At 43.5% G+C, this 25,065-nt stretch carries 23 protein-coding genes; 11 read left to right on the forward strand and 12 right to left on the reverse strand.

Going from position 1 to position 25,065, the window contains the following annotated elements; genetic code table 11:
- Positions 1–19 precede the first annotated feature (19 nt).
- Positions 20–598: a thymidine kinase gene (locus tag VEZ01S_RS05730; protein WP_084621674.1), complete on the forward strand. Its 579-nt coding sequence runs from the start codon at positions 20–22 to the stop codon at positions 596–598.
- A gap of 64 nt (positions 599–662) precedes the next feature.
- Here VEZ01S_RS05730 and VEZ01S_RS05735 read toward each other — a convergent pair whose 3' ends face one another.
- The 4 genes from VEZ01S_RS05735 to cmoB form a co-directional block, all read right to left on the reverse strand.
- Complete coding sequence (locus VEZ01S_RS05735) at positions 663–1,628, reverse strand: alpha-L-glutamate ligase-like protein (protein ID WP_021713070.1); 966 nt, start codon at positions 1,626–1,628, stop codon at positions 663–665.
- Positions 1,629–1,631: 3 nt separating this feature from the next.
- Positions 1,632–3,137, reverse strand: coding sequence for an inactive transglutaminase family protein (locus VEZ01S_RS05740; protein WP_021713071.1), 1,506 nt, complete (start codon positions 3,135–3,137; stop codon positions 1,632–1,634).
- Between the two features lie 32 nt (positions 3,138–3,169).
- Positions 3,170–3,928, reverse strand: a complete 759-nt coding sequence (locus VEZ01S_RS05745; RefSeq protein ID WP_021713072.1) for an ATP-dependent zinc protease family protein — start codon at positions 3,926–3,928, stop codon at positions 3,170–3,172.
- Positions 3,929–4,059: 131 nt separating this feature from the next.
- Positions 4,060–5,034: a tRNA 5-methoxyuridine(34)/uridine 5-oxyacetic acid(34) synthase CmoB gene (gene cmoB, locus VEZ01S_RS05750; protein WP_021713073.1), complete on the reverse strand. Its 975-nt coding sequence runs from the start codon at positions 5,032–5,034 to the stop codon at positions 4,060–4,062.
- 333 nt (positions 5,035–5,367) lie between these two features.
- Between cmoB and VEZ01S_RS05755 the strand changes: the two genes are divergently transcribed.
- Positions 5,368–6,273, forward strand: coding sequence for a manganese-dependent inorganic pyrophosphatase (locus tag VEZ01S_RS05755; protein ID WP_021713074.1), 906 nt, complete (start codon positions 5,368–5,370; stop codon positions 6,271–6,273).
- 64 nt (positions 6,274–6,337) lie between these two features.
- On the opposite strand, the gene VEZ01S_RS05760 is transcribed toward VEZ01S_RS05755, so the two are convergent.
- From VEZ01S_RS05760 to pspF, 6 genes are all read right to left on the reverse strand, one after another.
- Positions 6,338–7,126 carry a peptide ABC transporter ATP-binding protein gene (locus VEZ01S_RS05760; RefSeq protein WP_021713075.1) on the reverse strand — a complete coding sequence of 263 codons (789 nt, stop codon included), beginning with the start codon at positions 7,124–7,126 and terminating at the stop codon, positions 6,338–6,340.
- The gene (locus VEZ01S_RS05765) at positions 7,123–8,118 is read right to left on the reverse strand and encodes a peptide ABC transporter ATP-binding protein (RefSeq protein WP_021713076.1); all 996 of its coding nucleotides are present in this window, start codon (positions 8,116–8,118) and stop codon (positions 7,123–7,125) included. Before VEZ01S_RS05765 ends, VEZ01S_RS05760 begins: the two co-directional genes overlap by 4 nt.
- Positions 8,118–9,005 carry an ABC transporter permease subunit gene (locus tag VEZ01S_RS05770; RefSeq protein WP_021713077.1) on the reverse strand — a complete coding sequence of 296 codons (888 nt, stop codon included), beginning with the start codon at positions 9,003–9,005 and terminating at the stop codon, positions 8,118–8,120. The genes VEZ01S_RS05765 and VEZ01S_RS05770 overlap by 1 nt, the downstream gene beginning before the upstream one ends.
- Entirely contained in the window at positions 8,992–9,954 is a 963-nt protein-coding gene (locus VEZ01S_RS05775; RefSeq protein WP_021713078.1) for an ABC transporter permease, read from the reverse strand. The genes VEZ01S_RS05770 and VEZ01S_RS05775 overlap by 14 nt, the downstream gene beginning before the upstream one ends.
- Positions 9,954–11,576 (reverse strand): ABC transporter substrate-binding protein, encoded by a 1,623-nt coding sequence (locus VEZ01S_RS05780; RefSeq protein WP_040890296.1) that lies wholly within the window; start codon positions 11,574–11,576, stop codon positions 9,954–9,956. Before VEZ01S_RS05780 ends, VEZ01S_RS05775 begins: the two co-directional genes overlap by 1 nt.
- Positions 11,577–11,665: 89 nt before the next feature.
- Complete coding sequence (gene pspF, locus VEZ01S_RS05785; protein WP_021713080.1) at positions 11,666–12,655, reverse strand: phage shock protein operon transcriptional activator; 990 nt, start codon at positions 12,653–12,655, stop codon at positions 11,666–11,668.
- A gap of 333 nt (positions 12,656–12,988) precedes the next feature.
- On the opposite strand from pspF, the gene pspA reads away from it, so the two are divergent.
- The 3 genes from pspA to pspC are packed head-to-tail and all read left to right on the forward strand — an operon-like array spanning position 12,989 to position 14,275.
- Positions 12,989–13,648, forward strand: a complete 660-nt coding sequence (gene pspA / locus VEZ01S_RS05790; protein ID WP_021713081.1) for a phage shock protein PspA — start codon at positions 12,989–12,991, stop codon at positions 13,646–13,648.
- A 16-nt stretch (positions 13,649–13,664) separates the two neighbouring features.
- A complete protein-coding gene (gene pspB, locus VEZ01S_RS05795) occupies positions 13,665–13,892 on the forward strand; it encodes an envelope stress response membrane protein PspB (protein ID WP_021713082.1) in 228 nt (75 codons plus the stop codon).
- A complete protein-coding gene (gene pspC, locus VEZ01S_RS05800) occupies positions 13,892–14,275 on the forward strand; it encodes an envelope stress response membrane protein PspC (RefSeq protein WP_021713083.1) in 384 nt (127 codons plus the stop codon). The genes pspB and pspC overlap by 1 nt, the downstream gene beginning before the upstream one ends.
- A 102-nt stretch (positions 14,276–14,377) precedes the next feature.
- Here the strand turns inward: pspC and VEZ01S_RS05805 are convergent, their stop codons facing one another.
- The gene (locus VEZ01S_RS05805) at positions 14,378–15,052 is read right to left on the reverse strand and encodes a hypothetical protein (RefSeq protein ID WP_040890285.1); all 675 of its coding nucleotides are present in this window, start codon (positions 15,050–15,052) and stop codon (positions 14,378–14,380) included.
- A gap of 455 nt (positions 15,053–15,507) precedes the next feature.
- Here VEZ01S_RS05805 and VEZ01S_RS05810 point away from each other — a divergent pair, with 455 nt between their 5' ends.
- The 5 genes from VEZ01S_RS05810 to VEZ01S_RS05830 all read left to right on the forward strand — a co-directional run bounded on the left by VEZ01S_RS05810 (position 15,508) and on the right by VEZ01S_RS05830 (position 22,325).
- Positions 15,508–16,209, forward strand: a complete 702-nt coding sequence (locus VEZ01S_RS05810) for a VC0807 family protein (protein ID WP_021713085.1) — start codon at positions 15,508–15,510, stop codon at positions 16,207–16,209.
- Positions 16,210–16,460: 251 nt separating this feature from the next.
- Positions 16,461–17,495 carry an efflux RND transporter periplasmic adaptor subunit gene (locus VEZ01S_RS05815; RefSeq protein ID WP_021713086.1) on the forward strand — a complete coding sequence of 345 codons (1,035 nt, stop codon included), beginning with the start codon at positions 16,461–16,463 and terminating at the stop codon, positions 17,493–17,495.
- Entirely contained in the window at positions 17,492–18,586 is a 1,095-nt protein-coding gene (locus VEZ01S_RS05820) for an efflux RND transporter periplasmic adaptor subunit (protein ID WP_021713087.1), read from the forward strand. Before VEZ01S_RS05815 ends, VEZ01S_RS05820 begins: the two co-directional genes overlap by 4 nt.
- Complete coding sequence (locus VEZ01S_RS05825; protein ID WP_021713088.1) at positions 18,583–21,687, forward strand: efflux RND transporter permease subunit; 3,105 nt, start codon at positions 18,583–18,585, stop codon at positions 21,685–21,687. The genes VEZ01S_RS05820 and VEZ01S_RS05825 overlap by 4 nt, the downstream gene beginning before the upstream one ends.
- 86 nt (positions 21,688–21,773) lie before the next feature.
- Positions 21,774–22,325: a DNA-3-methyladenine glycosylase I gene (locus VEZ01S_RS05830; RefSeq protein ID WP_021713089.1), complete on the forward strand. Its 552-nt coding sequence runs from the start codon at positions 21,774–21,776 to the stop codon at positions 22,323–22,325.
- 10 nt (positions 22,326–22,335) lie between these two features.
- Here the strand turns inward: VEZ01S_RS05830 and norR are convergent, their stop codons facing one another.
- Positions 22,336–23,889: a nitric oxide reductase transcriptional regulator NorR gene (norR, locus tag VEZ01S_RS05835; RefSeq protein WP_021713090.1), complete on the reverse strand. Its 1,554-nt coding sequence runs from the start codon at positions 23,887–23,889 to the stop codon at positions 22,336–22,338.
- Between the two features lie 202 nt (positions 23,890–24,091).
- Here norR and VEZ01S_RS05840 point away from each other — a divergent pair, with 202 nt between their 5' ends.
- Positions 24,092–24,862, forward strand: coding sequence for a ferredoxin--NADP reductase (locus VEZ01S_RS05840; RefSeq protein ID WP_021713091.1), 771 nt, complete (start codon positions 24,092–24,094; stop codon positions 24,860–24,862).
- Positions 24,863–25,065: the final 203 nt, after the last annotated feature.

The following is a 25,065-nucleotide window of genomic DNA, read 5'->3' on the forward strand; positions in this document are numbered from 1 at the left end:
GAACAAGAAAGGCTTTTACGTGGCTCAAATGTACTTTTATTACTCGGCAATGAATGCGGGTAAATCCACCACACTGTTACAGTCCTCATTTAACTATCAAGAACGAGGCATGACTCCTTTGATCTTTACCGCAGCGTTAGATAACCGCTATGGCAAAGGCAAAGTGACCTCTAGAATCGGCTTGCAAGCAGATGCACATCTATTTGATAAAGAAACTGATCTTTTCAAAGAGATGAGTGAACTGAATCAACATACTCAGCATCACTGCGTATTGGTTGATGAATGCCAGTTCTTATCAAAGGAGCAGGTCTATCAGCTGACGGAGATTGTCGATAAGCTGAATATTCCGGTCTTATGTTACGGGTTGCGAACGGACTTCCTTGGTGAGCTATTTGAAGGGAGTCGTCATCTGTTGGCATGGGCCGATAAATTGGTAGAGCTGAAAACGATTTGTCATTGTGGACGCAAAGCTAATATGGTGATTCGTACTGATGAAGAGGGCAACCCTATTGCCGAAGGTGATCAGGTCGCCATTGGTGGTAATGATAAATACGTATCGGTTTGCCGAGTGCATTACAAAGAAGCGCTAGGTAAATAGACTGATAATAATAAAGCCCTCATCAGAGGGCTTTATTGCGTTTATAGCGTGTTATCTTGAACCGTTAATCGAACTTAGCCGCGAACTGTTTTGCAGCGTAAGCGACACGTTCCGCCGGTTTTGGATACTCTAGTGGCACTCCAAGATTTTCTATGTGGTTCAGTCGCGGTAGAAGACCCGTGCCATTGGCAATTTGAATGGCAAGACCGGGGCGAGCATTGAGCTCAAGGACCATAGGGCCTTCTTCTTGATCCAATACCATGTCTGTACCCATATAACCCAGCCCGGTCATTTCCCAAGCACTAGAAGCTAAGGTTAGCAAGCGTTCCCAGTGCGGCACTTGTAGCTGCATGAGATCTTTCCCTGTGTCAGGGTGGTGGGTGACAGGTAAGTCATATTGTACCGCTCTTACCGCGCGTCCTGTGGCAATATCGACACCTACCCCCACAGCACCTTGGTGTAAGTTTGCCTTTCCATCAGAATTAGAAGTTGATAAACGCATCATGGCCATTACCGGGTAGCCTTTAAAGACGATAATACGCACATCAGGAACACCTTCGTAACTATAGCCTTCGAAGCAATCATCAAACTTAATTAAGTTTTCAACCACTGCGACATCGTTTTTCCCACCAAGAGAAAATAGACCAGCGAGGGTGTTACTGATATGACGTTCAACGTCTTGTTCATTGACCGTATCGCCAGAAGGTTTTGTATAAACGCCATCTTTGTGAGAAATAATCACCAAAATGCCTTTACCACCACTGCCTTGTGCAGGTTTGATACAAAACCCTGGCCAATCTTTGACCATTTTATGAATACGTTTAACTTCGGCTTGCTGGGCGATAACACCAATTAGCGCTGGCGTTGTCGCGCCGTGGATCTCAGCGATCTTTTTGGTTTTCAGTTTATCGTCCACTAATGGGAATTTACTACGGTCATTGTATTTACCAATGTAACTGTGGTTACGTTGGTTCATGCCCATAATCCCTTTTGCACGAATCTTAAATGGCGAAGTAAATTGACCGAACATAACTTAGTCCTCCGCCAGTGGCTTGAAGCGACGCAATTCTGTTAGACGGTATCCGGTGTAGTTACCTAACATCAAAATGATGGAAAGGATAATGAGCTGCATACCAATAAAGTTAAACGTTAGGTGCTGGATATAGCTGTTAGTCATGGCTAAGTAGACCAAGACTGCGGTGAGCAATGAGCCACCACCTTGTAATACCACTTCTTTGGCACCTTCTTCTTCCCACAGAATCGACATACGCTCGATGGTCCAAGAAAGAATGATCATTGGGAAGAAGGTAATCGAAAGCCCCTCAACCAGACCAATGTTAAAGGCAACAATAGTAAATACCGAAATAATCAAGATAACGGTAATGATAACCGCGGATATTCGTGCCACTAACAGTAAGTTAAGCTTGGAGAGATAACTTCGAATCACCAAACCCGTTCCGACAATGAGCAGGAAGCCCACGATACCGGTCAATAACTGAGTTTGTACAAAGGCAACCGCAATCAACACTGGCATGAAAGTGCCCGAGGTTTTCAAACCGATAATAATGCGTAAAAACACTACGATGAGCGCGCCAATAGGGATCAGCATGATGGTTTTAAACATCGACTGCTCTTCTAATGGTAAGCTGTGAATCGAAAAGTTCAGTAGATCGTCAGCATTTACTTTGCTCGCGGTAGCGGCTCGCGGAGTAATATCTTGGGCAATCATAGAGAACAAGACTTGGCTATTACGACCGCCAGTGACATCTAACAAGGAAACATTAGATTCGTCCCAAATTAGCGTGTTCTCATTCTTTTCTTGCGCGCCAGTATCAGCGTTAAACAAGATCCAGTTATCACCGTTCCACACCTCAACCATAGGGTTAATTGATTGGCGGCGACGGCCATCTTCTAAGTGAATCACACCCACTGTTTTATTTTGCACTTCGGCAAAAGAGAGTAGGGCAGACAGCGCTTCTTGCTTAGTAAAATGGTTGAGCAACAGCGCCGCGTTTTGGCTATTAGGATCGTTGAGTTTGCGAATGACCTCTCTGGCGAGAGTTTCATCATTGGCACTGCGTTTTGTCGCTTCATCAACAATGGCTTGGGCTGCTGCTTGTTGTGGGCCATCAAAGGTGGGGGCTTCGATTGGACCTTCTGGAGGAACCGCTTCCACTTTTGCTTGCGGGTCGACTAAAAACTGAGCTTTATAGTATATGGTTTGTGGGCCTTCGGCATAGCGAATGGTCCATTCTGCACGGCGGCCAATATCCGAGTTCACATAGGCAACGCCATAACCCGGCGAAGAGGCAGACTCATCCACTAAGGTAAACCCATTTTGGGTCCCTGGAGCTGCCAGTGATACAGTCACAGGTTCACCTTGCGCAACAAGCTCTACGCGCGCTTCAATATCCCACAGTTCTCGGCTTTCTCCTGGTGTCCAAGGAACGCCATAAGCATTATGGCGCATGATAGATAACGCAGCACCCGCAACCACGAGTAGGGCGATAAATATGTAAAAAGGCACTCTTGAAGTCATAACAATCCTTATTATTTTGGCGACCTAATTTGTCACTGAGGTTTTTTTGTTTGAATGAATTCTTTACTGACATCAACTAAAGCGATGTCTTTAATAAATTCACGTCCTAACAATACAGGGTGGCTCATGTGTGAACGATCCGTTAATGTAAATTGCGCTTTTTGTCTTACGTCCCCTAAGCTAATCCACAATTCAACAACGGGTCTTCTGTGTGATTCAGTTGCATTTGATTGACGAACTCGGGCATATCGAACAAAAGGTGCCTCGACCACAATAGGTTCGCTAGCTTCTGAGTTATGATCGGTGATATTGAATTTAACCCACTTTTTACCATTTCGTTCAAATTTATGAATATCGGTGGCGTTTAATGATGAAGTGGCCGCTCCAGTATCGATTCGAGCCTCAAATGAAGCATCAATTTCTTTAAAGTGCACCATTTCAATAGAACCTAGGGTGACTAAGTTGTCATTAGGCATTTGTTTTTTAGGTTTTTCTGGCTCGGGTTTATTGTGAGATTGAAACTCAAGAAGCGCTCTTGCATTGTGTTTTGCCAAGTTATTCACGCGAGAAGACATCACTTGAATTTGCTGTTCTAGTTTCTCTATTTGTGCGTGTTGTGCGTCTACTGATGTGTTTACGTCGTCAATTTTCTTAGATAAGTTCTCTTCCGATGACTTAACTGCTTGCATAGATTCCGTTCTATATTGTTGTGTTTCTTGTTGCGTTGCTTTAGACGGAACACATCCAGATAAAAGCACGATTCCGGATAACGCGATAATATGCTTGAGCATCGAAAACCTATTCATATTTGTTGTTGGCTCAGTTTCTGGTGTCAATGGACCAGATTCATAAAACTAAGTGTAGAACACTTATTTCAATTTATCGGCAGTTCAACAAAAAAACTTGCTGAACTTTCAATGTTTTAACTAGGATTTTTCGCTATGAGTATTGCGCGTCGCGGCGCTGGATAGCCTTCAATTGTTTTGCTGGGATCTTCAGGGTCAAGATACTCAGGCAATGAATTGTGGGTCATCCATTGTGTTGTACGCTGCTCACCGACAGAGGTGGTGTTTTCATCTACAATTCTTACATCCACTAAGCCGCACTTTTCCATCCATACTTTCAGCGCTTTCGCTGATGGGAAAAAGTACACGTTGCGCATTTGAGCGTAGCGATCGGCGGGTACAAGTACCGCATTTTCATCCCCTTCAATGACAAGAGTCTCAAGAATGAGCTCACCACCAGGCAATAGTTGATTTTTCAATTGCAAAATATGGTCAAGAGGAGAGCGTCGGTGATACAACACACCCATACTAAAGACCGTATCAAACGCTTTTAGTTCAGGTAGTTGCTCAATACCTAACGGTAAAAGATGAATACGCTGATCGTTGTTCATCAGTTTACGAACAGCTTCGAACTGCACGAGAAACAGATGAGAAGGGTCAATACCTACACAAAGTCGAGCACCTGCGCCCAGCATGCGCCACATGTGATAGCCATTACCGCAACCCACATCCAATACAGAGCGGTTTTCCAAAGGGGTAATGTGAGGCAGTAATCGATCCCACTTCCAGTCTGAGCGCCATTCAGTATCAATATGAATGTCGTGCAGAGTAAAAGGACCTTTGCGCCATGGATGGAAGGTTTTTAGCAGATTCTCTAGCTTTTTCTTCTCGCCATCGATCAGGGGCTGAGTGTTTGACACATTCACTTCATATTTGAGTTCGATGGTATCAGGCGTTAATGCGGGGATCTTATTCAGCGCTCGCAACCAGCGGTCAAAGTCGCCATGTTCGGCACTTTGCCAATCGGCAAGCTGTTTTGGGAGCGTTTCGAGCCACGGCTGTAGGCGCGTGTCTTGAGCGATTAATTGGTAAAAATTGGCAAAATTAAACATGCAATTCAACTTGTTAGGGACATTGATTTCAGCGAGCAAAAGATACACCGACTCAACTAAAATTGATAGTTTTTATCGGGGTGTAGTGTCAAAACTAGGTCAATTGACGGATGTTTGTAGAGCGGTTAACAGAGTTTCGCGCTTCTACGTTTTATGTACGCGAAAAAGTATAGATAATGTAAAGGTTTTTCGTCAATATTATTGCCCGAAAGCGTTTAATGATGTCAACAGAAGGGCATGACACATCTAGAAACTTGCAATCGATTGGGTATAATGTCTCAACTTTAACGCCTAACTCTAGGCGTCACATTGGATAACATTATAGGAACAGTAATGATTTTAGTTGTTGGTCATAAAAACCCAGATAGCGATAGTATTTGTTCAGCACTGGCTGCTACCGAACTTCTTAAGGCTCGTGGCCTAGACGCTAAGCCAATTCGTCAAGGTGAAATCAACCGTGAAACTGCCCACATTCTTGAAGTTGCTGGCGTTGAGCAACCAGAATTTCGTGATTCTGTCGCGGGTGAGAAAATCTGGTTGGTTGATTACAGTGATTTAGCTCAAGCTCCTGATGATGTTAACGAAGCTGAAATTTTGGGTATTGTTGATCACCACCGTCTTGGTGACGTGATGACAGTAAACCCACTTGAAGCGTGGATCTGGCCTGTCGGTTGTTCTTGTACTGTTCTGTTCAACATGTTCAAAATTGAAGGTGCTGAAATTACTCCTGCAATCGCAAAACTTATGATGTCGGCTATTTTGTCTGACACAGTAGGTTTCGCTTCTCCAACATGTACGCAAAAAGACAAAGACGCGGTACAAGAGCTAGCAAAAATTGCGGGTGTTGACGACGTAGACGCATTCATCAAAGCACTATTGATTGCGAAAACGGACATCGAAGGTCTAACGCCAGCACAACTTGTTGAGAAAGATCTTAAAGCGTACCCATTCAATGGTCGTGATGTGGTTGTAGGTCAAATCGAGCTAGCAACTTTAGAACAAGTTGACGGTCAAATTGACGCTCTAGAGCAAGATTTAGTGCGTCGTTGTGAAGAAGATAGCCTAGCATTTGCCGCTGTGATGCTAACGGACATCACCACAGCTACAACTCGTCTTCTATACAAAGGTGAGTGGGCCGCTAAGCTAGACAAGCACGCTGATAATGGCGTACTTATGATGGAAAACACGCTAAGCCGTAAGAAGCAAGGCTGGCCTTGGCTACAAGCTGAGCTTGTGTAATACCAATAGTACTAAATAAATGTAAGGGCTGGATGAGTGATCATCCAGCCCTTTTTAGTCGGTGTTATTTAGAATAGTTTGGCGCAGTAAAGAAATGATTATCAACCAGTTTTTTCGTAATAGGGTGCTCGGGGTTAGACAGTACTTGCTGAGTATTTCCTGCTTCAACCACTTCACCGTTTGCCATGACCATCACTTTATCTGAGATGTGCTTAACAATACCAATTTGTTGAGAAACATAGATAAACGACAGTCCCATCTCATCTTGCAATTCCAGCAACAAGTTAATGATCTGTGAGCGCATCGCCATGTCTAAACCGTTGAGTGCTTCATCGGCAATAATAATGGATGGTTGTAGGATAAGAGCTCGGGCAATACACACCCTTTGTTTTTGTCCTGCGGCTAACATTTGTGGGTAAAAATAGGCGTGTTCAGCCAGTAAACCCACTCGCTTTAAGGTGCTGATTACGCGCTTTTTCCGCGCCTCAGGAGTCATCGCTGTGTTTCGTTTTAGTGGGCCTTCTAAAATTTGCCCAATTTGAATGCGCGGATTAAGAGAAGAGTTTGGATCTTGAAACACCACTCGAATCAGTTTGCAGCGAGTGGAATAATCTTTATGCTCAAGCTTTTCACCGTTAACGAAAATCTCTCCTGAACTGGGCTCAATAACCCCAGCAATCATTTTCGCTAAAGTGGATTTTCCCGATGAGTTCTGCCCAATTAAAGCCAAGGTTTGTCCTGGCTCTAAGGTAAAGCTGACCGGTTTTACCGCTTCAAAATGTTGCTTTCTAAATAAGCCATAGCGGTTAACAAAAGTTTTGCTTAGGTTTCTAACCTCTAATAGTGAGCTCATTCAACAACCTTAGTATTGAGAGGAAAGTGACAACTGTACTTATGACCTTTTTCTTTTTTAGAAAACGGTGTTTTAACGCATTTGTGTTGCGCGTATGGGCAACGAGGCCCTAAGCGACAACCTATAGGTAAATGTTGCAATGGTGGAATACTGCCAGAAAGCGATTGCAACTTTTGTTTATGAGGAAGTCGACCACTAAAATCGGGCAATGCTTCAAGCAATGCTTGGGTATAGGGGTGCTTTGCTGCCGTCATTAAACGCTCGGTTGGCGCAGATTCGACGCTTTGCCCACAATACATCACGGTGATTTTCTTTGCCCATTGCGTAATGGCAGCAAGATCATGTCCAATCAAAATGATGGTGGTGTTGTGCAGTTGGTTCATACGGCTAAGCAATTTTAAAATTTGCGTTTGCGTAATTGGGTCAAGGTCATTGGTGGGCTCATCGGCCACCAGAATTTTAGGCTTAGCTGCAATCGCCATGGCGATCATGACTTTCTGACATTCGCCATCGGTTAACTCATACGGATAACTGCGCATGATTCTGGAGTGCTCTTTAATGCCAACCTTATGAAGTAGCGCGATGGAGGTCTTTTTGCGCCAGCCCCAACGTTGCCAAAGTTTACCTTGAAAGGTGCGAGAGGGGATAGATTCAGCCAGTTGCTGGCCCACTCGTTCACTCGGATCAAGACAGGTGGATGGTTCTTGAAAGATCATTGCAATTTCACTGGCAATAACTTTACGTCTTTCTTTTGGCTTCAGAGCCAGCAAATCGACATTGCCTAAGCGCATTCTATCGGCGGTAATTTTCCAATTGTCTTTTTCAAGACCGACAATAGCTTTGGCCAGCAGACTTTTGCCTGATCCTGACTCACCGACTAAACCGCGAATTTCCCCTTCATTAATGGTCAAACTCATGCGATCGACGGCTTTAACCGTTCCTTGCGGCGTTTCTATTTCAATGGTGACGTGTCTAAAATCTAAAACAGGCATTATTCGACTCCCGCATTGAGTGCGTCACGAATGCCTTCACCCACTAAGTTGATATTGATTACGCTGTACATGATAGCAAGTCCGGGCAGGACAACGGTCCAAGGTGCAAGGTAGATAAGCTCTACGGAATCACCAATAATAGCGCCCCATTCAGGACTCGGTGCTTGCGCGCCCAACCCTAAGAAGCCTAATGCGGTGATATCCAGTAATGCCACGGTCAATGCAAACGTAAACTCGGCGGTAATTGGCGCTAATACATTGGGTAAGATTGAGACTGTCAGTAAATACCAATTGTCTGCACCGTCGAGTTTGGCAGACATGATGTAGTCTTTTTCAACCTCGGTATGGATGGCTTGATAAACACTACGAATAAATCTTGGGATCAGTGCTAAACAGATGGCCATCATGATAGAGGTCATGCCGGTACCTAAAAAGGCGATAAAAATAAGCGCCAACAGTAATGAAGGAATTGACATTACGGTATCAAGCACGTGATTGAGAATACTGGACAGTAGCCCTTTGGTCATACCGGCCAAGGCGCCAATAATGCACCCGATAAAGGCGGCGATTAAAGTAATTGATACGGCCGATCCCAAGGTGATTTGAGAGCCTATCAACAAGCGAGACAAAATATCTCGACCTAAATCGTCTGTACCAAGAAAGTATTCAATGCTCCCTTCTTTTGCCCAAGAAGGGGGCTGCAATAACACCGATGATTGCGTTAATGGATCGTGTGGCGCAATAAACGGTGAAATTAAAGTGATGATCAAAATGAAACCTAGGTTCCACAGTCCGAACATGGCCAAATTATTGCTTCTGAAATGACGCCAGAAACGCTCTCTTTGAGTGGGTATGCTCTCCTCGAGATAGACGCTAGTATTTAGCATACCATTCCTTCCTTGCCAGTGGATTAATTACAGTGCCGATAAGCTCAGACAGAATTTGTGTCGCCAATACAAAGCTTGCCACTACCATGACGCCTGCTTGTATTGAAACGTAATCGCGATTTGCGACCGCGTCCAACAGCCAACGACCAATACCTGGCCAGTTAAAAATGGACTCGGTAATAATGGCAAACGTCAGCATGCTTGATAACTGTACACCAATTAAGGGAATGATTGGCGGAATGGCATTTCTCAGTACGTGCTGCAAAATGATCTCTACTTTTGACAAACCTCTAATTCGCGCAACGCGGATGTAATTCTTACCGATGACATCGGCGACGGAGGCACGCATTAAACGAATAAAGTGAGTGGTTGGAGCAAGGGCAAGTACCAAAGCAGGTAAGATTAAATGCATGACAACACTGGCAAACGCCGCTTCGCGGTTCGGGCTATTACTGAGCCAAGCATCAATCATCGCAAATCCGGTGATATGAGGAATATCGTATAGCAGGTTATAGCGACCAGAAATAGGCAACCATTCAAGGCTAAGCGAAAACAGCATGACCAACAATAGCGCCACCCAAAATAGGGGAGCAGAATAGCCAGCCATAGAGAAGAACGATATCAATCGGTCTGACCATTTATTCTGTCTGACACCGGCGAGTGTTCCCAGTGGTAGGCCAATACAAAGCGCCAAAATAAAGGCGAAAAAGCACAGCTCTAAGGTTGCGCTAAACACGATTTTGACTTCTTCAAAAGCAGGTTGACCTTGCGCAGTAGTACCAAAGTTTAAATGACTGATCTCTTGTAAATACAGCCACCAACCTTGCCAAAAATCAGAAATCGCCCAAGGTGATGTTGGGTCCAATCGCAAAATGCTATAACCGACTAAGGTTAAGATCAGCAACGTAATAATAAATAAGTTAAAACGTCGAACGGTGTATATAAACACTATTTTCTCCTCTCAACGTGTTCAAAACTCAAAGTATTAGATGGGGTATCACTGAACCCCTTTAATGTTTTGTGTTTTGCTCTAAATTGCATACCGTGTGCGATAGGAATAATAGGCACTTCTTCATCAAGCAAGTTTTGTGCTTGACGATATAAATTCAAACGATAACGCTTTTGAGTTGTTTCTTTTGCCAAATTAATTAAAGAGTCAAAATCCGCATTACACCAAGAGGCAATATTGACCACAGTGCGATCAGCGTTGCAAGAAAGTAGCGGGCGGAAGAAGTTATCAGGATCACTGGTATCGGCATTCCATCCAGTTAAAATCATATCGGCGTCGGCAATGCTTTTAAACGTTGAACGTTCATCTAAGTAAATGTGCAATTTGACGCCAATATCGGCAAAGTTGGATTGCAATAGCTCTGCCACTTTACGAGGGCTAGGGTTATAGGCGGTCGGTTCAAGAGAGACCCACATCGATAACTCAAGCCCATTGGCATAGCCAGCGTCACGAATCAACGCTCTGGCGTAGTTACGATCATAACGAACTTGTTGTGAATTTTTTTCGTAGGCCCAAGATTCGGGAGGCAATACCGAATAGGCGGGGACACCGTAGCCATAATAAACCGAGTCAATAATAGCGTTTCGATTAATAGCGATATTCAATGCCTTTCGTACTCGCGCATCGTTTAATGCTGGGTTTAAAGTGCGCAGTGCAATAAACGCTACATTCATGCTTGGATAAGCTTGTAGCTCAAGGTCGGGGTGAGCTCGAATCGTCGGTATTTGACTTGAACGTGGCGAGAATAAAACGTCACACTCGTTGCGGAGCAGTTTGGCTAATGTGCCGGTTCCGCGAGAAGTAATGTCCAGCACCACCTGTTTCATTTTAGCCGGTTCACCCCAAAAGTCTGGATTGCGGCGTAAGCGAATAAAATCATTGACGCTAAATTGATCGAGATAAAACGGCCCTGTACCTACAGGGTAGCGATCAAGGCGCTGTTTTTGATCAGCCTTAAGCAGATCATTGGCGTATTCGGCAGAATGAATGCTGGCATAGGTTGTTGAGAGATTAGACAAAAAGGTGTTGTCTGGCTTGTAGAGCTCAAAAATCACTGTGTGTGCATCAACGGCTTTAACGTCTTTTAATATGTGTTTAAAGCCAATGGCGTCAAACCAAGGGTAGTGCCCGCCACCGACATAGTGGAAAGGGTGACGGCTATCAATGACGCGTTTAAAGGTAAATACCACATCTTGTGCATTAAATTCACGGGTTGGAGTAAACCAAGCAGTGGTTTGAAATGACACCCCTTTACGTAGATTAAATTGATAGCGAGTACCGGATTTATCGACGCTCCAACTTGTGGCAAGCATTGGCTCTAAAACCGAATTTAGGTTGGAAAAATGCACTAAGGTATTAAAAATTTGTGGAGCAACCGTATCAGCGGCTAGGTCATTATTGACCAGCTGTGGGTTGAAAGAGCTGGGTGTTCCTTGACCACAAAAAATGAAACCGTCTTGTTTTATCTGATGGGAAACGTTGACTTCGCCACACCCGGTTAAGGCTAAGAAGCACGCACCTAGAAATCCAAGTTTCAGTGTTTTCCAGATATCCGTCTGCATATTCTGACGTACCATTGATTGCTCTTTAAAAATGAACTGCATAATTTAACACTTCTATCTTGGAAGCTCCATTAGGTTAGCGTTTGATCTCAAACCATTTTGTACTTTCTGAGCATTCCGCGAAATTGATGATAACTCAAGCCTAGCAGACCGGCGGCGTTCTTTTGATTATGTTGAGCGTGTTGTAACGCTTGTTTTAATAGCTGAATATCTTGTGTTTGTTGCCAGTGCTTATAATCCAGTGGTAAAGAAATTGTCGAATTTTCAATATCTTGCTGAGATGGACTTGGATTTTCTGTGTTGCCAACTTCATTAAGCCCTGCAAAGGGATTAAAGATTATCTCAGAGATTGGTTGCGCGGGATCGGGATTGAGATAGACAGCGCGTTCCACGACATTTTTTAATTCACGAACATTTCCCGGCCATGCGTATTCAAGCAGTCTTTGCTGACATTGCGCACTAAAGCTTGCAAACAGAGGCAGTGCAAGCTCTTGACACATACGCAGGGCAAAGTGCTCGGCAAGCAGCAATATGTCGTCTCGTCGTTGTTGTAAACGAGGGAGTAGGATGACATCAAAGGCAAGTCTATCGAGCAGATCAGAGCGAAATGCTCCTTGCTGGGCAAGTTCTAGAAGATTGACATTGGTGGCGCAGATCAATCGCACATCAGAGTGTAAGGTTTTGCGACCGCCCACTCGTTCATATTCACCGTATTCGATCACTCGCAGTAGCTTTTCTTGAACTGAAGAGGGCGTTGTTGCCAGTTCATCAAGAAACAGGCTCCCTCCTTCTGCGCGCTCAAAACGGCCTAAATGCTTGCCTGTTGCACCGGAAAATGACCCCGCTTCATGGCCAAAGAGCTCGGAATCGACGATGCCTTCACTTAAAGCGGCACAGTTAAGGCTGACTAAAGGTTTGTCCCACCGCTTTGACAGATAATGCAGCCTTTGCGCAATCAACTCTTTCCCTGTGCCTCTTTCTCCCATGATTAATACGGGGCGCTCTATCGCTGCCAGTTTGGATACTTTATCTAATACCGCAAGAAAAAGGCTGGATTGACCAATGAGTGTCTGTTTCATCTGTATGCCTATTGGTATTTTTCACCGATTAGTGGTTAATAATTTACTATTTGGCAGTAATGTCAAAGTATTTACGCTTGAATCAACAACAGTGAGACGTAGGTGCTGTTTATGTTGCAAGGCATGTAAATCCCCCATAGTAAGGGGGCTGGTTAAGGTGTTGGGTTGGGAATATCTCTCACAATATGACGGAGTTAAATTGTGGCACGCAATTTGGATAAGTTTCCATTAACGGGGTTGGATGAAACAATGCGCGGCGTGCTTTTGTAACTTTCAGCTTGACTGACACTTTCAATTTAGAATCATTCTCACTTTAGAACAAGGAGCAATAAAATGGGCATATTTTCTCGTTTTGCTGACATAGTTAATTCCAATATCAATGCGCTACTTGATAAGGCTGAAGATCCCGAAAAAATGATTCGTCTTATTCTACAAGAGATGGAAGACACCTTAGTAGAGGTGCGAACGAATTCAGCTAAGGCGTTAGCGGAGCGTAAAGACCTACAACGACGTATACTTCAAGTTGAAGAGCAAGTAGCCGATTGGCAGCAAAAGGCTCAATTGGCGTTAAGTCATAAAAGAGAGGAACTCGCTCGCGCAGCATTGGTTGAAAAGCAGCGTATGAATAAAGTGCTAGCGTCACTTCACTCAGAGCAGACGTTGGTGGAAGACACCATTAATAAGCTCAGTGATGAAGTAGGGAAGCTTGAGAATAAGATCAACGAAACCCGCGCGCGTCAATCGGCTTTGGTTATGCGTCAGAATACCGCGAAGAGTCGCAAAGACATTCAACAACATTTGCACAGCAGTCGCACCAAAGATACCTTAGCTAAATTTGAGCAGTACGAACAAAAAATTGATCGATTAGAAGCGGATGCGGACAGTTACCAAATGGGTAATCAGTCCAACTTAGATGATCAGTTTGCAGAGTTGCAAGCTGATGATGAGATAGAAAAAGAGCTTCAGAAAATGAAAGATGACGTTAATAACTAATTAAATAGGGGGTTAGATGTCTACAGCACTGATCACTGTACCACTGAGTGTGTTTTTGATTTTTGTTGCTCCATTGTGGTTGATACTGCACTACCGAAGTCAGCGCAAGTTAAACCAAGGTTTGTCTGACAGTGAAAGAGAGCAGTTACAGCAGCTATCGAGTAAAGTGGTAGCGATGAAGCAGAGAATTGAAAACCTTGAAAAAATCTTGGACGCGGAATCGCCTAATTGGAGGTCGCGTTAATGAAAGGATTATACCGAGACACTCATAAAGGCAAACTGACTGGCGTGTGTGCAGGTATTGCGGCGCGATTTGGTTTTGAAGTTTGGGTAGTGCGCATTTTATTTGTATCGGCCACGCTTCTTGGTGGTGGCTTTCTGGTGATTTTAGCGTATTTTGCGACTAGTTTGATGTTGGAAAAACAGTCGCCTCAAATATTTCAGACTCGGCAGCAACAGTTTGACCATCAAATGAAGCAAAAACCGTGGCAATCAGGGCGCTCTGCGAAAGAACTATTAACCATCATGGAGCAAGATTTTTCAGAAATTGAGGGGACACTGCGAGATATGGAAGCGTTTGTGACATCTGATTCTCGTCAAACCCACGCCGAATTTCGAAATTTATAATCTGTGTCTTAAAGCAAAAGAGTTGCAGGTATAAAAATGCCCCGTCATGAATCATGATGGGGCATTTAAAATGTGTTCTCTAAATCGTCTTAGCCAGTAAGATTATTTTGCAGTTAGAGAGAAGCCATCTACGCGAACTTCAGTTTGTTTACCGATATTGCCGGCCATATCTAGTGCAGACTTATCAACTACTTTTAGCTTAGCAAAAACCGTTGCTGAAGTGTTGTTGCCTGAGTTGAACTCTACCACAACTTGTTTGAATGATTTTCTGTCAGCGTGAGGTGCATCTGCTAGGTCAGCAGCTGTCACGGTTTGCTCAGAAATCACTTTACCATCAATACCTTGAACACCCGCTAGAAGTGCTGTTGGTGACATTGGGCCTTTTCTATCTTCAAAGTACACAGAGTAAACGTAATCAGTGTTTGCTTTTAGGCCATTCACTGTTTGTAGTAGACCTGGAGTGGCTGAGAAATCATCGTTTGCACTGATAAAGCGAAGACGAGCTGAACCTTCATCAGATTGGAATGCGGATACTTTAGAACTACCTACATCACCAAGACCCGCATTTTTGTTTGAATATTTTACCCAAACGTCACTTTTACCACTGTTAGCACGGAAATCACTAATTTGTGGATCAACAATTAGATTATCGCCAGTTACCATAGCCATTGATGAAGAAGCCGCAGGCGCTGTCGCTTTTTCTGGTGCGTTATTTCCTTGAGTTGCACAACCTGCTAGTAGACCTGCGATTGCTAGTGCTAAATACATTTTTTTCATATTGTTTCTCACTTAATTCAGTGTGTCCTTTATTTGATGACGAAAAGATTACAATAATATTGTATGAGTTTATGTGACTCGATAGACAGTTTTGCCATGGATAACCAAGTGAGTAATCACAGGGAGGTATAGATCAAAGTTTAAATATGAAGTGAAATATTGAACGATAGCAACGGTTGTCCACTGATATATTTTGCTGTATACGATGAATTTTTAGTCTAGGTATAGTGCGAATTAGTCGACATTATTGAATGAAACAAGATGGTGTTGTGGATAAAAAAGTGATGCAGAGTGGGTTTAATCAGAGGTGGGATTGATGAGTAGGGAATGTTAGTTTTTTATCGGTTTAGTATTTCTTGTTACCATTTTTAGGCTTAAATGCTTTACATTTGCAACAACGCAAGGAACAATCCTCCTCCATTAAATCAGAACACGGTACCTGAGACGGGTAAATTATGAGTAACGTTGCTAAAAAGAAGTCAAATCCACTGTTTGAGATCCTCTTTAATGTCTTTATCCCTTCCTTTATCTTGATGAAGTTCAGTGGTGAAGAGCATCTAGGTACAGTGTATTCGCTTATCGTTGCACTGGCTTTCCCTGTGGCTTATGGTGGCTTAGAGCTGATTCGCGACAAGAAGTTTAATTTTATTTCAGCGTTGGGCTTTATTAGTGTACTTCTTACCGGTGGCATTGGTTTGCTTGAGCTTGATACACAGTGGCTGGCCTTTAAAGAAGCGCTTATTCCGGGGTTAATCGGTATGGCGGTGCTAGGATCGACATTTACTCGTCACCCGCTAATGCAAAAGCTGGTGTTCAATAAGTCGATTTTAAATTTGTCTTTAATTGAAGAGCGTTTAAAACAGTCGGGTAATGAACAAGCCTTTGATCGCTGCTTGATGAATTCAAACTACCTCTTTGCCAGTACTTTTGCTTTCTCTTCTATAATGAATTATGTATTAGCCACTTATATCGTGACCAGCCCTGCGGGGACGCCTGCGTTTAACGAAGAGCTGGGTAAGTTAACATTATATAGCTACCCGGTAATTGCGATCCCAAGTATGTTGATGATGTTAGGTATTTTTTATTATATTTGGCGTCAAATTCGTGCCATGACAGAGTTAAAAACGGAACAAATATTTCACCAAGCTCAATCATAGCTAGCGATTATTAACGGCTTTACAATGAAAATGATCATACTTCGGTATGATCATTTTTGGTTGTAGATGGCAAACATTCAATCTAGTGGGTACTTTTCGGTGCTTAATAGCGCGAATTGAGCACCTTTATACTCCCGTCGAATTATCTTCCTTTTCCTGCCTGTAAACAAAAAAGAAATATCGGTGCAACCTAGATATAACATCTTGATACATATATGATTAGTGTTAATGTCGCGAAATAAGGGAATATTATGCGTACTCACTGGTTTGTTGTGCTGTTTGCTGTGTTTGGCCTCACCGCCTGTGGTGAAAAGCAAGCCATCATCTCGGAGCCGGACTCTCGTCCTGCTAAGTTTTTTACTGTGTCGGTCGGTGATAAAAGCTTTGAGCGTATATTTCCTGCCAGCTCTGCGGCCGGAGACCGAGCAGTATTGGCGTTTAGGGTTCCTGGTGAGTTACTAGAGTTACCTGCAATTGCGGGATTGCAAGTGAAAAAAGGCGATGTTCTCGCAGTGCTTGATGATCAGGAGTACAAACTACTGCGCATGCAAGCAAAAGCAAATTACGACCTTGCCAAGGTACAATTTGATCGTAGTAAAAAGTTAATTGCCGATAAAGTGGTGTCTGAGCAGGAGTTTGATCAGGCTAGAGCAAAACTTAAATCCGCCAGAGCTAACTACGACCAAGCGTTAGCAAACTATAGCTATACTAAACTTATTGCGCCTTTTGATGGCACTATCTCTTTGATTAATATTGATAACCATGAGTATGTTGCTGCAAAGCAAGGGGTAATGAATATTCAGTCTAATGAATTACTGAAAGTCATCTTTCCACTGCCTGACTCGATGCTAAATCGTCTTGACCAACATACTGAACTTCAGTCGTACATGGTGTTTGATTCGTTCCCAAATCAAAAATTCCCGCTGACCTTTCAAGAAATTGATACTGAATCTGACAACTCTACAGGAAGCTACAAAGTCACCATGATCATGGATCGACCCAGCGATCTTGGCATTTTACCGGGTATGTCAGGCAATATTCATGTCACTATTCCAAAAACAAAACCTTCAAAATTACCAACGACCTCATTGTTTGAGTGTGGTGACAAGCAATGCGTTTGGCGAGTCAAACAAGACTCAAGTGTTGAACAAGTCACCGTGTCGTTAAGTCCCTTAGGCGCCGTGGTTTCAGGCTTAGAGGATGGTGATGAAATCATTGTATCTGGAGTGAAGGAGCTTAAATCAGGGATGAAGGTGAGAGAGTGGATCAAGGAGAGAGGCTTATGATGCGCCCGATTAAATGGCTCTGTAAAGGATTCGTATTGGCTGTATTTACCACGGTATTAGTGGGCTGTGAGAAACCAGTGGTAGAGCCTGTTCAACCTGTAGCAAAAGTAGAAGTATTGCAACTGGGTAAACCGCAGGCCAGCGACCGAATCTATTTTCCAGCAGTTGCACAAGCAGCCCTGCGCTCTCATCTTAGTTTTCAAGTATCAGGAGAGATAACCAAGCTGGTGGTCAATGAAGGGGACAGGGTAAAGAAAGGGGATTTATTGGCTCAGCTTGATACCCGTGACTTTAACATCGCCCTAGATAATGCCAGAGCAAGTTATGCTGCGATAAACAGCCAATACAAACGTTCCAAGCCTTTGGTTGCCAAAGGCTTGCTGGCACAATCTCAATTTGATGAATTGGCCGCGCAAAGAAGCATAGCATTGGTTGATTTAAAATTGGCTCAGCTGTATTTGAAATTTACGACTTTAAAAGCGCCCACAGACGGAATTATTTCCCGAGTGAGTGCGGACAGGTTTGAAAATGTTCAAGTAGGGCAACAGATCGTTAATATCCATAGCACGGACGAAGTTGAAGTCTTGATTCAAGTGCCTGACCGTTTGTTTGTTCACCAGCCAACTCAGCGGGATCTCAGAAAGGTGACCGCGAAAGTGAAGGTGGAAAGTGGCAACGTTTATGATGCAAAAATCAAAGAGTTTACCACCGAGCCTGATCCGGCTACTGGCACTTACAATCTGACCTTAATTATGCCGATGCCAGAAAACGAAATTATTTTAGATGGTATGGCATTAGAAGTGACGGCCAAAAGTAGTGATGCAGGATTAAATGTAAGCTTTGGCTCTGACATTCCATTGAGCGCGGTCGTCAATGCCGATGGTGATACCTTGGATCGCACTGAAACCTACGTTTGGGTACTTGAGGGAAACACCGTCCGTAAGCAACAGGTTCAACTGGGCAAGATGCGCGATAAAACGGTGCAAATTATTGGTGGCCTTAATGGTGCGGAACAAATCGTCATTAAAGGTTTGTCTAAACTGCGAGAGGGATCGGCGGTGGAAGTAGTGAGTAAGGAGGCTGCTTTATGAGCCAGAATAATCTCGATCAGCAAATGGACGATGGCACAAAAGGCATTGCCGCGTACTTTATAAAAAATAAGGTGATCAGTTGGATGATCTCCTTAATCTTCTTTTTTGGTGGTATTGCCTCTTTCTTTGAATTAGGGCGTTTAGAAGACCCGGCCTTTACTATCAAAGATGCAATGGTGGTCACTAGCTATCCGGGCGCAACGCCTCAGCAAGTTGAAGAAGAGGTGACGTACCCTCTAGAAAAAGCCATTCAACAATTAACGTATGTAGATGAAGTCAATTCCATTTCCAGTCGCGGATTATCGCAAATTACCGTGACCATGAAAAATAACTACGGTCCAGATGACTTGCCACAGATTTGGGATGAATTGCGCCGTAAAGTGACCGATTTGGAAGGGAGTTTACCTCCAGGCGTGAATACGCCATCGGTCATTGATGACTTTGGTGATGTCTATGGGGTATTGCTTGCAGTGACCGGCGAAGGGTACTCCTATAAAGAGCTACTTGACTATGTAGACTATTTACGCCGAGAGCTTGAGCTGGTTGATGGCGTGAGTAAAGTGTCTGTGTCTGGGGATCAACAAGAGCAAGTCTTCATCGAAATGTCGATGAAACGCCTGAATACTTTGGGTATTTCACCGAGCACAGTGACGAATTTATTGAATACGCAAAATACCATTTCACCTGCGGGTGCCGTGCGTATCGGAGATGAATATATTCGCATTCATCCTACGGGTGAATTTAAAAACGTGGAACAGTTGGGTGATTTGATCATCACTGATTCAGCTAAAGAAAATTCCGGGCTGATTTATTTACGCGATGTCGCTGAGGTTAAGCGCGGTTACATTGATGTTCCAACCAATATTGTCAATTACAACGGTAACTTTGCGCTCAACATGGGCGTTTCTTTTAACGCAGGGGTAAACGTTGTCGATATTGGTCAAAAGCTCGACAAGCGTTTGGCTGAGCTGAAATATCAGCAACCTGTGGGCATTTCCATTTCCGAGATTTACAGCCAACCTAAGGAAGTTGATAAGTCGGTCAGTGGTTTTGTCGTGAGTTTAGGGCAAGCGGTGGCGATTGTTATTGTCGTACTGCTGTTCTTTATGGGCTTACGTTCAGGTTTGCTAATTGGCTTGATTTTGCTGGTGACGGTACTGGGTACTTTTGTGTTTATGAAGTATTTCGCCATTGATTTACAACGTATTTCTCTGGGGGCGTTGGTCATCGCACTGGGCATGCTGGTGGACAATGCCATTGTGGTGGTCGAAGGCATATTAGTGGGCACACAACGAGGCCGGACGCGCCTGCAAGCGGCAACGGATATTGTCACCCAGACCAAATGGCCATTACTGGGGGCGACAGTGATCGCGGTTACGGCCTTTGCCCCAATCGGTTTATCGGAAGATTCTACGGGTGAATACTGTCGAACCCTATTTACTGTATTGCTGATCTCTTTAATGCTGTCATGGTTTACCGCGATTTCATTGACGCCGTTCTTTGCTGACATGTTCTTTAAAGGACAGAAATTTAAAGGCAATGCCGATGATGATCCATACAATGGATTCTTGTTCGTGTGGTACAAAAAATTCTTAGAGTTTTGTATGCGCAGAGCATGGCTTACGATGGGCACTTTAGTATTGGCGCTCGCGGCCAGTATTTATGGATTTGGCTTTATCAAACAAGCCTTTTTCCCATCGTCCACCACGCCGATGTTTTTATCTGATGTCTGGTTGCCAGAAGGTAGCGATATTCGCGTGACTAATACCAAACTAAAAGCCATCGAAAGTTGGTTATTGCAACAAGACGGTGTAGAGGCTGTGACCACGACCTCAGGTAAAGGTTTAGCTCGCTTCATGCTCACTTATACGCCTGAAAAAAGTTATGCGGCTTACGGTGAAATCGTCACTCGTGTAGAAAGCTATGAAGTGTTGCACGACATCATGGATAAATATCAAGGCTACGTCTCTGAACATTTCCCGGAAATTGATTATAAGCTCAAGCAGATTGAACTAGGGCCCAGCGGAGGCGCAAAAATAGAGGCCAGAATTATAGGCTCTGATCCCACAATTATGCGCGGCATTGCTGCAAAAGTGGTGGATATTCTCAATGCCGATCCTGGAGCTACTGGGGTACGCCATGATTGGCGCGAGCGTACTAAAATTATCGAGCCACTATTTAATGAAAGTCAGGCTCGTCGTTACGGCATCAGTAAAAATGATGTGGATGACTTTTTGCAGATGAGTTTTTCTGGTCTGACGGTGGGAGTGTATCGAGATGGAACAACCTTAATGCCTATCGTAACGCGTCTTACTGAAAAAGAGCGAATTGACTTTAGAAACATCGATGGTATGAAAATATGGAGTCCAGTGTTAAATGACTACATTCCTTTACAGCAAATTACGCTCGGCAATGAAGTACGTTGGGAAGATCCGTTAATTGTCCGTAAAAACAGAAAGCGTATGCTGACGGTATTTGCCGACCCTGACATCTTGGGTAGTGAAACGGCTGCTACTTTGCAAGCTCGAATCCAACAGCAAATTGAAGCGATTGAAATGCCGCCGGGTTATAGCTTAGAGTGGGGTGGGGAATACGAGTCTTCAAACGAAGCCAAAGGTTCGTTATTTTCCAGTATGCCGATGGGTTATCTGTTTATGTTCCTAATTACGGTATTCTTATTTAACTCGGTTAAAGAACCTTTGATTGTCTGGCTCACTGTGCCATTGGCCTTAATTGGTGTGACCACGGGTTTACTGGTACTCAATACTCCATTTGGCTTTATGGCGCTACTGGGTTTCTTGAGTTTATCGGGAATGCTTCTGAAAAATGGTATTGTGCTTATCGATCAAATCGAGCTTGAAATGCACTCAGGTAAAGAGCCGTATTTAGCGATTGTTGAAGCCGCACTCAGTCGTGTACGCCCAGTATGTATGGCTGCCATCACGACGATTTTGGGTATGATTCCATTGCTTCCGGATATCTTTTTTAAACCAATGGCGGTAACTATCATGTTCGGTTTAGGTTTTGCGACGGTGCTGACCTTGATTGTGGTGCCCGTATTATATCGTTTGTTCCATAAAATTGAGGTAGTGAAAGCATAATTGTGGGAAAGAGTTTATGATCTGTTAAAGGCTGGCCAAGTGTCAGCCTTTTCCATTTAAGTGAGAAGAAGGCTAAGGAGCAGAGAATGAAGCGATGTTTTTGGTTGGATGAAAGTAAGCCAGACTATGTGGAGTATCATGACAAAGAGTGGGGCGTACCTGTTTATGACGATAAGATCTTTTTCGAATTTTTAATCTTAGAGTCCGCCCAAGCAGGATTGAGTTGGTATACCATTTTAAAAAGACGCCAAGGTTATCGACAAGCGTTTGCCGATTTCGACCCTGCAATCGTCGCGACATTTTCTTCTGCTAAGGTTGAGGAATTAATGCTCGATAGTGCCATCATTCGTAATCGAGCAAAAATAGAAGCGGCCATCAATAACGCGCAGCTTTTTTTAGACATTCAAGCTGAGTTTGGCAGCTTTAGCCAGTTTATTTGGGGATATGTGGACAATAAACCTATCGATATTCGTACCAAAGGCGACACGCCACTTGCTACTTCCGCATTGTCTGATCAATTAGCGAAAGATTTAAAGAAACGAGGCTTTAAGTTTTTAGGCAGCACTACTTTATATGCATTTTTACAAGCGACAGGTCTTATCAATGACCATGATATAGAGTGTGTCTGCCGCTCATGATTGACGTCGATTATTTCAATCCTAGTCGCTTCATTAATCGGTGTAAGTTACCCGGGTTCAGTCCTAGCTGTTTCGCTGTGGCACTTAATTTTTGCTCATTATGCAAATAGGTAGACTGGATTAACTTCATTTGAAATTGCTCGATGGCGTCTTTTAGCGGTAGACCCTGATAATCATCAATCGTGAATTCAGGCGTGTCCGATGAAGGACTCATGCTGATCGTAGATGATTTGATAGGCTCAGAATGAGTGAACTGGAAATGGTGCGCTTTTAATATCAGGTGAGGTGCATTACTTTCAGCCTTAGCAATCACACTGGCACGTTTTATTGCGTGTTCAAGCTCTCGCACGTTACCTTCCCAAGGGTTGTTTTGCAGCAATATCAATACATCGGCATCGAGCGTAATACTGGCGATGTTGAGTTTGTGCTGACACTGCTCAGCAAAAAATCCAGCCAATAAAATGACGTCCTTCCCTCGCTCTCTAAGAGGAGGAACAAAAATAGGGAATACGCTTAAACGGTGGTATAGATCCGAACGAAAACGGCCTTGTTTTACTTCTTCATGCATCGTTCGGTTAGTTGCCGCGATAATTCGAACGTCGACCTTGATATTCCGATCATCACCGACACGTTGAATATCGCCGTATTGTAATGCTCTGAGCAGTTTTGCTTGTAGCGCTAGCGAGAGTTCACCCACTTCATCAAGAAATAGTGTGCCTTTATTCGCCAGTTCGAACTTTCCTTTACGATCGCTGATGGCTCCAGTGAACGCGCCTTTAATATGACCAAATAGCTCACTTTCTGCCACAGATTCCGGCAATGCTGCGCAGTTTAGATAGACAAAGGATTCGGCTTTTCGATTCGACTGAGAGTAAATAGCGTGTGCAACGAGCTCTTTACCCACCCCCGTTTCCCCCATGATTAAAACGGATAAATCGGTATTGGCAACGGCGGAGATATGGGATTTTAGATCGATAACGCCTTGCGATTGCCCTATGATATCCATCTGCGCGTATTGGGTTCTTTTGCGTTTTGGTAGAGAAGCAACCCCTATATTTTGTTCCAGTTTTGCCACCAATAATGCGGTATGTAAACTGTTGGCGGCGAGGGCGCTAATTAAGCGGAAATCATCATCGGGGAAATCATTAAATTGTGTGGGATCAAAGGCATCAATAGTGACAGCGCCGATTAATCGATCTTCTTGAAATAATGGTAAACCAATACAGGAATGCACTTCCAGTTTTTGGGCGTGATTGGGAATGAGTGCATCGTAAGGATCTGGGAGGTCGCTATCAGATGGAAAGCGTACAATATCACCTGCTCGAGCAATGGCTTCTAGTCTTGGGTGCTGATCTATATTAAAGCGGCGACCTAACACATCTTCACTAAGACCATTTATCGCAAGAGGTATAAAGTGTTGTTGTTGAAACAATAATAAAGCTGCGGCATCACATTGCAACATATCTCGTATCGTAACCAGCAGGCGCTCAAAGCGATCTTGTTCTGATATCCCAGAGGTAATATCGCGCGCAACTTGTATCCATTCGCTTTTATACTGAGTCATTAAATACTATTCCTGAATTGATATTTTGTCAGTATAACAAAGTCTTGTCATTTAGATATACTGCTTGATATTGTCATGATGATAACAATATTCTGTTAATAAGGTTAAGCAACTGAATTTAAAGCCTAAATTTAAGTTGGCATGCCTATTGCTTAGGTTTGTACTAAATTAAATAGAATAAAATAGACAGAGGTGAGGTGTAATGACTCCACATGTTGGGTTTGTTTGTGGTTCAGTAGTTTCAAGAGTGGATTGGACTGAGCGACTCTTTTCGTTGCGAGTTAAGGTGGCTGGGCTTTCTTATATTGCGGGTCAATTTACTAAATTGGGCATGTATGATCAAAGTGGCGAGTTTTTGCGCAAAGCGTATTCTATCGTCAATTCACCCCAAGACTACGTGGAAACAGGTGAATTGGAATTTTTGATTATTGCTGATCCTGATGGCGCGTTATCGCCAAATTTGCACACACTTTATCCCAATGATGAAGTTATGGTTGGCGAGCAATGTGCAGGTTTTATGACGTTAGAGGAAGTCCCTGCGCACGCGACTCAATTGTGGTTGATCGCAACAGGGACGGGCATAGGCCCTTACTTCTCAATGTTGCAAGGCGATGAATTTCCAGAACATTATACAGATGTAGTACTTGTACATGCGGTGCGTTACGAAAAAGATTTAGTGTATAAAGAGTTAGTTTTAGCGCTAAAACAGAAGTTTGGAGAAAAACTTAAATACGTTCCTATTGTTTCTAGAGAAGAGGTTTCGGGCAGTTTACAAGGGCGAGTTCCTCATCTAATAGAAAAGCGCATATTAGAGTCTCAGGTAGGGATAAAATTAGATATGGATAGAAGTTTTGTTTACTTGTGTGGCAATCCCGCAATGGTGCGAGACACCGCTCAGAGCCTAACGGATAGAGGCTATAACAAACACCTAAGAAGACGAACTGGGCATTTCAGCGCAGAGAATTATTGGTAAGTAAACCCTTCTATCAACTCAATCATCGGTGATGATAAGCACATTGCAGCACGATTAAACGCAGCCGCCTTAATTTATTTTAAGGCGGCTGCGTTTTTGTATTGGCAGATAATTGGGAATTCCACCATTTGTTAAATTTACAAAATTGTCATGTAGACAATGAATATTCATTGTCAATAAAACAATATTGTCAAAGAGTAAAA

Source organism: Vibrio ezurae NBRC 102218, from assembly GCF_000467185.1.
Classification (GTDB): Bacteria; Pseudomonadota; Gammaproteobacteria; order Enterobacterales; family Vibrionaceae; genus Vibrio; species Vibrio ezurae.